13 protein-coding genes are annotated in these 12344 nt (G+C 55.8%); 9 read left to right on the forward strand and 4 right to left on the reverse strand.

All coding sequences use genetic code 11. From position 1 onward, the window contains the following. Positions 1-44 precede the first annotated feature (44 nt). Positions 45-776, forward strand: coding sequence for a glycine betaine ABC transporter substrate-binding protein (locus tag HKD32_RS11130; RefSeq protein ID WP_062502383.1), 732 nt, complete (start codon positions 45-47; stop codon positions 774-776). A 48-nt stretch (positions 777-824) separates the two neighbouring features. On the opposite strand, the gene HKD32_RS11135 is transcribed toward HKD32_RS11130, so the two are convergent. After that, a complete protein-coding gene (locus HKD32_RS11135; protein ID WP_034881654.1) occupies positions 825-1604 on the reverse strand; it encodes an acetoin reductase in 780 nt (259 codons plus the stop codon). A 429-nt stretch (positions 1605-2033) separates the two neighbouring features. Here HKD32_RS11135 and HKD32_RS11140 point away from each other — a divergent pair, with 429 nt between their 5' ends. From HKD32_RS11140 to mltG, 8 genes are all read left to right on the forward strand, one after another. Next, positions 2034-3500 carry a carbohydrate porin gene (locus tag HKD32_RS11140; RefSeq protein WP_228118976.1) on the forward strand — a complete coding sequence of 489 codons (1467 nt, stop codon included), beginning with the start codon at positions 2034-2036 and terminating at the stop codon, positions 3498-3500. Between the two features lie 118 nt (positions 3501-3618). Next, positions 3619-4497, forward strand: coding sequence for a class I SAM-dependent methyltransferase (locus tag HKD32_RS11145; protein ID WP_194257997.1), 879 nt, complete (start codon positions 3619-3621; stop codon positions 4495-4497). 23 nt (positions 4498-4520) lie between these two features. Beyond that, positions 4521-5267, forward strand: a complete 747-nt coding sequence (locus HKD32_RS11150) for a DUF2987 domain-containing protein (protein WP_228118977.1) — start codon at positions 4521-4523, stop codon at positions 5265-5267. Positions 5268-5338: 71 nt separating this feature from the next. Then, a complete protein-coding gene (fabD, locus tag HKD32_RS11155) occupies positions 5339-6283 on the forward strand; it encodes an ACP S-malonyltransferase (RefSeq protein WP_061929429.1) in 945 nt (314 codons plus the stop codon). 12 nt (positions 6284-6295) lie between these two features. Next, positions 6296-7036, forward strand: coding sequence for a 3-oxoacyl-[acyl-carrier-protein] reductase (gene fabG, locus HKD32_RS11160; RefSeq protein ID WP_061929275.1), 741 nt, complete (start codon positions 6296-6298; stop codon positions 7034-7036). Between the two features lie 205 nt (positions 7037-7241). Beyond that, on the forward strand, positions 7242-7481 hold the full coding sequence (locus HKD32_RS11165; protein ID WP_010502512.1) for an acyl carrier protein: 240 nt from the start codon (positions 7242-7244) through the stop codon (positions 7479-7481). Positions 7482-7603: 122 nt separating this feature from the next. Next, complete coding sequence (gene fabF / locus HKD32_RS11170) at positions 7604-8887, forward strand: beta-ketoacyl-ACP synthase II (protein ID WP_061929277.1); 1284 nt, start codon at positions 7604-7606, stop codon at positions 8885-8887. A gap of 18 nt (positions 8888-8905) precedes the next feature. Beyond that, positions 8906-9943 carry an endolytic transglycosylase MltG gene (gene mltG, locus HKD32_RS11175; RefSeq protein ID WP_061929279.1) on the forward strand — a complete coding sequence of 346 codons (1038 nt, stop codon included), beginning with the start codon at positions 8906-8908 and terminating at the stop codon, positions 9941-9943. Between the two features lie 43 nt (positions 9944-9986). Here the strand turns inward: mltG and HKD32_RS11180 are convergent, their stop codons facing one another. From HKD32_RS11180 to HKD32_RS11190, 3 genes are all read right to left on the reverse strand, one after another. After that, complete coding sequence (locus HKD32_RS11180) at positions 9987-10862, reverse strand: lipid-binding SYLF domain-containing protein (RefSeq protein ID WP_061929281.1); 876 nt, start codon at positions 10860-10862, stop codon at positions 9987-9989. 90 nt (positions 10863-10952) lie between these two features. After that, entirely contained in the window at positions 10953-11741 is a 789-nt protein-coding gene (locus HKD32_RS11185; RefSeq protein ID WP_010502519.1) for an inositol monophosphatase family protein, read from the reverse strand. An 11-nt stretch (positions 11742-11752) separates the two neighbouring features. After that, on the reverse strand, positions 11753-12280 hold the full coding sequence (locus HKD32_RS11190) for an MmcB family DNA repair protein (protein WP_026017481.1): 528 nt from the start codon (positions 12278-12280) through the stop codon (positions 11753-11755). Positions 12281-12344: the final 64 nt, after the last annotated feature.

The raw sequence follows: 12344 nt of genomic DNA on the forward strand, positions 1-12344 counted from the left end.
TTCACGGTCTCACGTTTCAACTTTTTGACTGACGGACCTGCCTCATGACGCAAATGACGATCGGCCATCTGTACACCTCGCTTCATGCCGGGTGCGCCAGTGCGGTCGCGCGTGTTCTCGAAGCGCATGAGGTGGAGGTCGAATTTGTCGATCTTGATCCGGAAGATATTGAAGACGCGCTGGAACAGGGAGAAGTTGATCTTCTGGTCTCTGCCTGGTTCCCGCGAGACGAAAAATTCTCCGGGCCTGGTTCCCGCGTTATCGGAGACTTGTACCAGCCACAGATTTCCTTTGCTGCACTGAAGGCTCTTGGTCCGGTCAATACCCTGACCTCTGCTGACGTTGATCGGGTGATCGTTGCCGATGACAGTCGCGAGGCTCTGGAAAAAGCCCTGAAGCAGCTTCCTGCGCTGTCCGCTCTTCCGATGGAAGTGGTCGGGGAAGCGGCTCTGATCGCCCGATTGGAAAAAGCACAGTCTGAAGGGGAAGCGCCGCTTGTCGTGGCCACGCAGCCTCATGCCGTGTTTCATGCGTCTTTGCTGACACTGGTTGAAGATCCGGGTCAGTTGCTGGGCGGGGAGATGTCCGCCCGCATGATCCTGCGTGAAGACGTAGCCCGCAAAGCGGACACGGACCTGCTAGACGAGCTTTCCGAAATGATGCTCGGCAACAAGGTCATGAGCGCGTTGGATTACATGATTGGCGTAGAAGGGCAGGACCCTGATGAAGCCGCCGAAGCCTGGCAGCGTGGTCGGTTGATCCCGCGGGACGCCTGAAATAAAAAAGGGCCGGAGAATATCCGGCCCTTTTTTTATGGTCCTGGATCAGCGGTAAACGAGGCCGCCATCAATCAGAATGGACTGACCGGTGATGTAATCCGAGTCCTTGCCGGACAGGAATGCGACGAAGCCTGCGACGTCATCGGCAGTCTCAACGCGGCCGAGAGCAATCCCTTCGACATATTTCTTGTAGGTTGCGCCAATATCGGCACCCGTTATTTCGGACATGCGCTTGTCGATCTCGACCCACATGTCCGTTCCGACGATACCCGGGCAATAGGAGTTCACGGTAATGCCGGAAGATGCCAGTTCCTTGGCTGCTGACTGGGTCAGAGCGCGAACGGCAAATTTGGTGGAAGAGTAGATACCGAGGAGAGGGAAGCCTTCATGCCCTGCAATGGAGCAGGCATTAATGATTTTGCCCTTCTTGCCGCTGGCCTGGAAGATTTTGGCTGAGGCCTGAATACCCCAGATAACGCCCTGAACGTTGATGCGGTAGATCTTCTCGACTTCTTCCGGCGTCACGTCCAGAATAGGCTTCACCTGACAGATGCCGGCGTTGTTCACCATGATGTCGAGGCCGCCAAGCTGATCGGCGGCATCTTTCAGGGTGGCCTGAAATGCATCGCGGTTACTGATGTCCGCAGTCAAAGCAATGGCGCGGCGGCCAAGAGCTTCCACTTCTTTTGCAGCCTGCTCAACGGTTTCCTGCTTGACGTCAAGCAGAATGATGTCTGCGCCTTCACGGGCCAGACGGAGCGCAATAGCTTTGCCAATACCCTGAGCCGCCCCGGTTACAGCGGCAATTTTACCAGAAAGAGACATGCAGAAATTTCCTCTCTCTTCACGTGCCACAACATGTGGTTCACATGAACGATAAACTTCTTCTGCCCCCTGTCTTTGATTTTCCACAAAAAAAGACACGTTTTCGGAAATAACCACAAAAATGTGTTTCACATGACGCTGATATTACATTCCGTCCATAATTAAAATTTTATCGATAACGATTTTGAATGCAGTGATTATTTAATATGGAAAATATATACTTTGCTTTGTTTGTGTAATGATTATTAAAATTAATTTTATATTCTTCGTGAATTATCATCCTAAAAGTCAATTCCGCGATAGCTGTCAAAAATAAAATTCTCTTATCTTGAAAATTTGCCATGGTACTTCTGCGGCTATGGGGTGATTTCCTGTAGTATTGGTTGCAAGAATTTGTGATGCAATGATTGTGTTGTATTGGGCTGGGGGATGAAAAGCTTGCGCTTTGGTGTGCTCGTTGAAAATTTTCTCCGTATTGTCGGTTTTTCTTTTTTTGGAAGCCTTGTCGTCTCAGGTGTGGCGTCGGGGCAAGTGATGGATCGGGATGTGGGTTCTGCTCCGAGCCTTCTTCTATCGACGCCTTTACCGAAAAATGCCTCCCGCAAAACCAGTGTGCCAGAGTTTTCCCATCCGGAAACTATTGTTTCCAATCCGCTATCAGATTGGCTGCGCAAGAGAGGGGTCAATTTCCTCGTCGACAATACCAATGAATTTGCGGGAGCCATTACCAGACCGACGCAAGGCAGCACTCGTGGTTTTGAGAATTACAAGCAGGGTGCGAGCAATGCAGGGCAGTATGCGATGCAACTCGACATCAATTGGGAAAAGCTTGCGGGTCTTCGTGGATTTGCCACGCATATGATTACGGTTGGGCGTTACGGCACCACCGCGAACCGTATGTTCGGTGACTGGCTCAATCATGCTTCCGAAGATTACGGAGGAGGCGGCAATGTCGTTGTGCATCTTGTTTATATGTATGGCGAAGAGACGCTTTATGGCGGCCGGCTTGCCATAGCGGCCGGGCGGATGTCGGAAATCTCGGATTTCGCGGCCAGTCCGCTGTTCTGTAATTTTCAGAACGGAAGTTTCTGCGGCCGCCCCAAGGGCATTACCGATACCAATTTCGATGCCGGTTATCCAGCAGCGACATGGGGCTTTCGGGTGCGCGGGAGACCTGTGCGTTCTGTGTATGTGCAGACGGGCGTGTATCCGATCGAGAACGGCATTTATCAGGTTTATCAGCATCGGACCGGCTTTAAATTCAACGGCGCCAATATCATTGGTTATGCGGCCCCGCTCGAAACTGCTTGGGAACCTGTATTCGGACAGGGGAAACTGCCTGGGCATTACAAATTTGGTGCTCAGCTTTTCAGTACGCCACAGGTCGATAATTATTACGATCTGTATGGTGGATCTTATGCGGTTACGGGGCTGGCGCAGAAGAAGCGGAGTGCTTCCTGGTCGACATGGGTCATGCTGGATCAGCAGTTCCTTCACTATAAGGCCAAAGGGTCTGGCCTGACTGGAATGGCCGGTCTCATTTACAATGATCCCCATACGTCGCTACGGCGCTATCTGGTTTACGGGGCGCTTATCAATCGCGGTTTCTTTGCGTCCCGTCCTTACGATACGCTGGGCTTTTCCCTGACTTATACGAAGATTGCGTCCGGTGTCAGCCGGACCGAAGCAGCTCTCATTCGGAAGGGAGGGACGCTTCCCAATCATGCAACCGGGGTACAGAGGGACACGGTCGTGATGGAATTCAACTATGCAATTCATGTTGTGAGAGGTGTTATTTTCACGCCGCTCTTCGAATATTACATTCATCCGAATGCCCAATATAACCTTCGGGATGCGGCTTTGCTGGGGTTCAAAAGCCATATCCAGTTCATGTGAAAAGGATTTCTGGACGGATTGAGGGAAGCGAGTTGCTCCGGAAAGCGTCCTCGGCCGGTTCTCTTGTTGGAGAAGATACGTTAATTAATCGTTACTGACATGGCGTAACGGTAGAAGAATGACTCATTCCGACAGGACGGATGCGGTTTTTGAGGCATTTCACAGTCTCAGCGACGAAGAATGGCTGCATGTTCTGACGGCTTCCGTTTCAACACGGGAGGTGTGTGGTGTTCGGATGCCCGACTTTCCCCCAGACGATATTCAACGTGAAATTCATGGTCATCATGGAGAAGTCTCCATCCATGAAGCCCATGTTTTCTACCGGGAAATCAAGGCTTACTGTGCCTATGCCGGTCGACCTGTTCGGCCTGAGACAGCTCTGCTGGATTTCGGGTGCGGCTGGGGGCGCACGGCGCGTCTGTTCATGAAGGATGTTCGCCCACAGTCTCTTGTGAGTGTGGAAAATACGGATCGTTTTCTCATGGCTGCCCGTAGGGCCAATCCAGCTTTGGGCTTCTTTCAGGCTGGGCCAGTGCCTCCACTTCCGATGGTATCTGAAAGTCTGGATCTGGTAACATCCTGGTCCACCTTTTCCCATCTGGATGAGTTTTTGTCTGGCCAGTGGATACAGGAGTTTCACCGTCTCCTGAAGCCGGGTGGACTGGTTGTCATGACAACGCAAAGTCGGCGATTTCTGGCGTTCTGCGCAGAGCAGCGCCTGCGTCGGGCGTCTGGGATGCGGCTGGAACATCCCTGGCACGAAGCCTGTGCGGAAAGTTTCGTCGACGAGGCCCGTGCCAATTCGGATTTCGAGGCCGGTCGGTTTTTGCATGCCTCTTCCGCAAAGCCTCCACATTTTCAGGCGCATTATGGCGAAGCCATCATTCCCCGGAACTATGTTCTGAAGGCATGGGGCGGTCTTTTTCGCATGATCGAGTATCTGGATAATCCTGTACGATTGCCGCAGGTTCTGATTGTCTTGCAGAAGATTGGATAAGACATCATTTGTCATGAATGGGTATGATGACCAGCATCTTTCGGACAGTCAGTCTGGTAACTGCTTTCTTCTGTCTCCCGGTGTATGCTGTTTACGCTGCTGATGAGCATGTGATCGTCTCGGGAAAACCTGTTGTTCGCGTGGCGACCTACAAAGATGTCGCGCATTTTTATGAACGCTTCGAGAAATTTCCGGCTGCGGCACGTGAGGGAATATCGCTTCATTTCACGGGTGATTTGCTGCCGGATCACGAGCTTCCGTCAAAAGCGCGGCTCGTCATCCACAGCAGGCAGGGTGATATTCCACTATTTTTCGGAGCAGACCGGGAGATGTACCTCCCGCGTACCGCCCAACTCGCGGCAGAAAATCCGCCAATTCTTCAGACAGAGTCGATTGGTCATAATGTTCGGACAGAACTGTCTCTTCGCGTGGAAGTGCCGCAGGGGGATAGGTTTACAGGCGTTCAGGCACGCCACTGGCTGACGCAAATCAATGCCTGCATTCGGGATCTGACAGGCATGATCCTGTCCTGGTTCATGCCCGATGCGCATCGACTCAAGATTGACCTCGCTCCCGGCGAGCGTTTTGAGGCCGTGATCAGCGGTCATGTGACCATGCTTGCCAACAACGAGGGGAAAGAACCCATGACAGTCCTGTTGCGTCCGCAGGATTATTCGGAAGACACGATTTTCCGCTCCAGCAAGTCTTTTCCTCAGGTTCGTGTCAGAATTCCGGGAGACGCGTATCTGACGTTCACGCCGGACAGATAACGCAGGATTTGACAGAACGCGCATGAAACAGCATCACCCTGAGCCTGTTTTTCATGCCAGCAGGGGGCTTCATGTCCGTTCACGCTTTTGTCTTTCCCGGTCAGGGCAGCCAGTCAGTTGGAATGGGGCAGGCCCTGCATGATGCCTTTGCCTCGTCTCGCGCCGTCTTTCAGGAAGTCGATGACGCTCTGGGCCAGAACCTTTCCAAGCTCATGTTCGCCGGCGATGCTGACGAACTGACCCGAACGGAGAATACGCAGCCAGCTCTGTTTGCCGTTTCTTTGGCGACTGTTCGTGCTCTGGAATCCGAAGGGGGTTTTGCCCTGACGGACAAGGCGGCGCTGGTAGCGGGTCACTCACTTGGTGAATATTCCGCACTTGCGGCTGCCGGAACGTTGGGGATTGCGGAAGGTGCACGTCTTCTGCGTTTGCGCGGTCAGGCCATGCAGCGTGCAGTTCCAGCTGGTGAGGGCGGCATGGCTGCTCTGCTGGGTGTCGAAGCCGAGCAGGCCCAGTCAATCTGCGATGATGCCGCTCAGGGGCAGATCCTTGAGATCGCCAATGACAATGGTGGTGGCCAGATCGTAGTCTCCGGGCATATGGACGCAGTCGATCGCGCGATTTCCCTGGCAAAGGAGTGCGGAATCAAGCGCGCTGTAAAGCTGCCGGTCTCCGCGCCGTTCCACTCCTCCCTGATGGCTCCGGCTGCTCGGGAGATGGAAGAGGCTCTGGCCAAGGCAACGCTGAATGCGCCCAGAGTTCCGGTGATTGCCAACGTTACCGCGGCCAAGGTAACTGATCCTGAAGCAATCCGTGATCTTCTCGTCAAGCAGGTGACAGGGACTGTTCGCTGGCGCGAGAGCGTGCAGGCCATTGCCGCCATGGGCGTGACGACGATGCACGAGCTGGGTTCAGGCAAGGTTCTCTGCGGGCTGACCCGCCGCATTGCGCCGGAGCTTGCAACAGACAATGCTGGTACCCCTGCTGAAATCGAAGCTCTGCTCAAGGCTCTGTAAGGACAACGACCCATGTTTTCTCTTTCTGGCAAGACTGCTCTCGTCACCGGCGCATCTGGCGGTATCGGTGCAGCTATCGCCCGTCAGCTTCACGCTCTTGGTGCAACGGTTGTTCTCAGTGGCACGCGTGAAGCGGCTCTGAAGGAACTGGCAGACAGCCTTGGTGAGCGCACGCATATTGCGGTTGCCAACCTGTCAGAGGCCTCCGAAGCCGATGGCCTCGTTGCCAAGGCTGAGGAAGTGGCCGGGGCACCGCTGGACATTCTGGTGAACAATGCGGGTCTGACGCGCGATACGCTTGCTATCCGTATGAAGGATAGCGACTGGTCGCAGGTCATGACGGTGGATCTGGAAAGCCCGTTCCGCCTCGCTCGCGCTGCCCTCAAGGGTATGCTGCGCCGTCGCTCTGGTCGCATTATTTCCATCGCATCCGTTGTTGGAACGACGGGGAATGCCGGTCAGGCCAACTATGCGGCTGCAAAGGCTGGTATCGTCGGCATGAGCAAGTCTCTGGCGCAGGAAGCTGGTCCGCGCGGTGTGACGGTCAATGTCGTGGCGCCTGGTTTCATTGAAACGCCGATGACGGATGTGCTGTCCGAAGGTATTCGCGAGAAGCTGGTTGGTTCCATTCCGCTCGGTCGGATGGGAAACCCGGATGACGTCGCTGCGGCAGTGGTGTATCTGGCTTCTGACGAGGCTGCATGGGTCACCGGGACGACCCTGCACGTCAACGGTGGCATGGCCATGGTCTGAGACGCTTGGCGTTTCAGGTCAAAGCGTGCTAATCGCGCGCTGCTTTGCCCGGTCTGACGAAGGCCGATGTCCGGTTCGGCCGGTGGCAACGCCTTTCCGGAAGGGGAGGTGGCCTGCGCTGGAAGGCTCGAAAGGGCTTGCCGGACTGGCAGACGGCAAAACGAGTTTTTTTGTAACGCCCGGCACGGGCAAAAGGAACGAACAGATGAGCGATATTGCTGACAAGGTAAAGAAGATCGTTGTCGAGCACCTCGGCGTTGAAGAAAGCAAGGTCACGCCGGATGCGTCTTTCATTGACGATCTGGGCGCAGACAGCCTCGACACGGTCGAGCTGGTCATGGCTTTCGAAGAAGCTTTCTCCGTCGAAATCCCGGAAGATGCAGCCGAGAAGATCGCCACCGTCAAGGATGCGATTGACTACATCGAAAAGCAGAAGGCTGCCTGAGGCGCTTTCGGGACTGGCTTCAGGCTGGTCCCATCCCGCCCTCCACAGGTAGGGGCGGATAAACGAAGTAGCCTTGAGGCTGCGACGTACTGGTCGTTTACAACGTGAGACATGAGGCATCGATGAGCGGGAATGCAAACAACGGAAGACGCGTCGTCGTTACCGGTATCGGTGTTGTCAGCCCACTTGCGGTGGGTGCGGAACTGACGTGGAAGCGTCTGATCGAAGGGCAGTCCGGTATCGGGCGTATCACCCATTTTGATCCTTCCGAACTGCCTGCGCAGGTCGCTGGTCAGGTTCCTGAGGGCCCGACCGAAGAAGGCGGTCTCACGCTGTCTGACTGGGTGCCGGTCAAAGACCAGAAGAAAATGGATCGCTTCATCCATCTTGGTCTGGCCGCTGCCATCCAGGCCGTTGAAGACTCGGGCTGGAAGCCTGAGACGGAAGATGATCGCTGCGCTACTGGCGTGATGATCGGCTCCGGCATCGGCGGTCTGCAAACAATTTATGAAGGTTCTCTGACAGTTTCGAGCGGCAAGGCCCGTCGTCTGTCACCGTTCTTCATTCCATCTGCCCTTATCAATCTCATTTCCGGTCATCTTTCGATCCGTTACGGGTTCAAGGGACCGAACCACGCTGTCGTGACAGCCTGCGCAACGGGCGTACATGCCATCGGTGATGCGTCCCGTCTGATCCAGCATGGTGATGCAGACGTTATGATCGCTGGCGGTGCTGAGGCAGCCATCTGTGCTCTGGGCATTGCTGGCTTCTGCTCGGCCCGTGCGCTCTCCACCGGTTCTAATGACGATCCGAGCAAGGCTTCCCGCCCGTGGGACAAGGACCGTGACGGCTTCATCATGGGTGAGGGTGCCGGTGTGGTCGTTCTGGAAGAGTACGAGCATGCCAAGGCTCGTGGTGCCAAGATTTATGGTGAAATCGGCGGCTATGGCCTGTCCGGTGATGCCCATCACATCACAGCCCCGGCTGAAGGCCATGAAGGCGCGTTCCGTGCCATGAAGGCTGCGCTGAAGAACAGTGGCCTGCAGGTGTCGGATATCGACTACGTCAACGCCCACGGCACATCCACCATGGCTGACGATCTGGAACTGGATGCAGTTGAGCGTTTCTTCGGCGATCACGCCAAGAACATCGCCATGTCCTCCACGAAGTCTGCCATTGGTCATCTTCTGGGTGCCGCAGGTGCCGTGGAAGCGATCTTCTGCCTGCAGGCCATCCGTGACGGCATCGTGCCTCCCACGCTGAACCTTGAGAACCCGGCACGCGAGAGCGTTATTGATCGCGTGGCTCTCAAGGCTCAGAAGCGTAAGGTCGACGTGGCTCTGTCCAACAGCTTCGGGTTTGGTGGCACAAATGCCAGCATCATTCTGAAGCGCTGCGAGGGCTGAGCGGAGTTTCATTGGTCTATGCCTGACAGCCAGCCGGACGGCGAAGAAAACAAAACACCGCTTCTTCCCCCCAAGGCTGGCCGCAAGCTGGCAATCTTCATGGCGCCGCTGCTCTGTATTGCGGCAGCGGTCGCCGGATATGGGCATTACACCGATCCCGGTCCTCTGCCTGAAGCCAAAGCGTTCGTGATTCCTCATGGCAATAACGCCACGGTTACGAAGGCACTTCAGGCAGACGGTATCCTGTCACCAACATGGGCTTCTGGCGCATTCTTCCGTATTTCGGCCTTTCTGACCCACCGTGACGGTCAGATTCATGCATCTGAGTTTCAGTTTCCCTCCCGTGTTTCTGTCGCGCATGTTCTTGAAATTCTGCGTCATGGCAAACCTGTCTCTCATCCCTTGACGGTTCCTGAAGGTCTGACGGCCAAAAAGATTGAGGACATCATCCGTAAGGCCCCCGTGCTGACGGGTGATGTTCCTGAGATCCCCGAAGGAACAGTTTTGCCCCAGACCATCGCCTATGTGTGGGGCACACCCCGGCAGGCCATCGTGGATCGTCTGCGCCGCATGATGGAAAAGCAGCTTCAGGCAAGCTGGGAAAAGCGGGATGTGGAAGCGCTGGATGGCCTGATCCAGAGCCCACAGGAGCTTCTGACGCTGGCCTCCCTGATCGAGCGGGAGACGGGCGTGCCCTCAGAGCGACCGATGGTGGCGCGGGTTTTTTTAAACCGCCTCAAACTCGGAATGCGTCTTCAGACGGACCCAAGTGTGATTTATGGCCTGAGTGACGGGCTTGGAACGCTGGATCGTCCGCTTTTGCATGAAGATCTGCAAACGCCGGGTCCGTATAATACCTATCTTGAAGCTGGCCTGCCGCCGGGGCCAATCTGCTCCCCTGGGATCACATCTCTGGAAGCTGCTGCGCATCCCGCGGAAAGCAAGGCTCTTTATTTTGTCGCCACAGGTGAGGGCGGGCACAATTTTGCGGAGACCCTGCAAGAGCAGGATCAGAATATAAGGGCTTATCGAGCAAAAACCGCTTCACCTGAATGAGGCGAGAAACCCCGCTTTCCAAGGAAGGCGGGGTTTTCCGTTTTTAGTGCACTGGCGCGAGAGACGAGCTCTGTACGCCGCGCGTCTGTGTGCTGTAAGGGCGCGACGTGTCGTAGTTGCTCGGATATGGGCTGCTGCTTACGGGATCAACGTCTGTTGTGGCGCTCTGTGAAGCCGGGGCCGTGGCGGCTGTAGCGTGAGCAGTCGAAGCGGTTGGCAGCTTGGCGACATTCATCAGCATACGGCGGAGCGGATCTGCCCATGGATTGTTTACACGCATGGTGATGATAATGTCTTCGGGCCCAACGGTCTGATTGTAATACGCCCGGTTTGCACCACTATCCACTGTCAGCTTCGAGCCGCCAAGAGAAAGCCCTGCATAAAGGCCCTGTGCTTTCTGCGCGGCGTAGATATCCGTATTTTTGGCGCCTGCCGTGCTGCTTTCAGCACCGGTTCCGATGGTTGCGAACGAAGCGGAAGCCGTTGCATCAAACTTGAACTGGCTGTCCAGAAGGGCCTGGATCCCACGTTGCGACATGATGAAGAAGATCATCTCGGAACTCTGCACGCCCGCCTGGATGCCGAGAGAGCCTGAGCTCAGACGATAGAATGCCGGATCAGACCACGAACCACGCGCATCCCGGCTCATGAGAACGCAACGACCACCCGAACCGCCGAGCCCGAAAGACATATTCAGCACAGAAGGGCATACCATCACAGCCTTGGCCTGAGCGAGTAATTGCTGGGACCGGGAGGTTGACGTGGTTTTTGCAAACAGGTCCTGAAGGGCGATTGTCGCCTTGTCGACAACGATCTGCTGTTCGCTGGCTGTGGTGGTAGATGTACCAGAGCACGCCGCGAGCGTTGCACACCCTGTGGCGGCAAGAACGGTCGAACGCAGGAGACCGGACAGGGTCATAAAGCTTACCTTCTGCTAACGGCAAAATTGAAGTCTTCCCGCACTATGCGGGAAATACGGCCAAATCACGAATAGGGAACGGAGGAGGGGTCAGATTTCCACCTGAACCGCATCTGAAAGCACTTTGGCAATTCCGGGAGCGGCCGCAAGAATAGTAGCCCCGCCTGTCAGGCCGCCAGTCTGGAGGAAGGGGGAAACAGCCGCGCCTGCTTCTTCCAGAATAATGAGAGCCGCCGCGACATCCCAGAGCTGGATCACAATTTCCAGATACCCGTCACTGCGGCCACAGGCGACGTCTGTCAGGGCCAGAGCGCCGGAACCCCCTGAGCGAGGCATGGCGCCAAGGGCCATGATCGCGCCGATCTTTTCGCCGAACAGTTCGGTTGAGACGCGGCAGGACCATCCCATTTCAATCATTGCTTCCTGAGGGTTACTGATTGGGGAGGCCTTGATAGGCTTACCGTTCAGGAAGGCGCCCTTGCCTTTCTGTGCTGTGAAAACTTCACCGAGCGCAGGCGCTTCGATAATGCCTGCAACGGGTTCGTCTCCCTTGAGAAGCCCCAGTGAAACGCACCACCGGTCACGGCCGCGCGCGAAGTTGGACGTTCCGTCAATCGGGTCCACAACCCAGCGGAACTGGCCTTGACGCGTAACGCCGCCTTCCTCGCCCTGAAAACCATCTTCCGGGAAAAGGTCCTGAATACGTTTGCTGACCAGAGCCTCAACGGCCCCATCAGCCTCCGTCAGGTAGTCCTGCCGTCCTTTTAGAGTACCCGTTGGTCCACCGGGGGCCGGGCGCATCGAGAGGGCAAGTTGGGCGGCATCGCGAACAACGCTGCGAGCAGCTTCAAGACGTACGGCGACAGGATCGAAACTCATTGGGGCATGTCCTATTCTGTGCGGCGCGCGGCGCGCAGGGAGGCGGTAAGGGCGGGGTCTTCAAGAGACATCAGGCGGCTGGCCGCCGTTGTCGCAAACAGGTGCAGGATGGTCCTTCGGCGGGCCGCAGCAAGCTTGTGTTCCGCAGGTTCCCGGATGACGGCGCATTCCGCTACGATGCTGTGGAACAGGCTGTCTGGAACCATGCTGAGGCTGACCGTGATAATGCCAACGTCTTCGGGCAGGACGTGCAGCGGAAAGCCGTCATCCACGGCAAAGAACAGTCTGTCCGACCAGCTTCGATAGTCGGACCATTTCTGGTCCGTCTGAAAATCACGGATGCCGGATTTGATCTCGATACAGGTCAGGCTGTGATCTGGCAGAAGCGCCATGACGTCCGCCCGACGCCCTGCGGACGGAAGGGAAAATTCATTGATCGCGGCCCAGCCCATGGTACGGCAAAGTCCCAGAACAGCCCGCCTTATGGCGAGTTGCCTTTCTGGAAAACCGGGTGTCATCTCGGAAAGAACCGAACTCATGGTTCCATATTGCCCCGATCTGCGCTTTACGTCTGCCCCTGTTCTCGTTTTTCCCTGTTTGTAT

This window comes from Gluconobacter japonicus (genome assembly GCF_015244665.1).
GTDB classification, from domain to species: Bacteria; Pseudomonadota; Alphaproteobacteria; order Acetobacterales; family Acetobacteraceae; genus Gluconobacter; species Gluconobacter japonicus.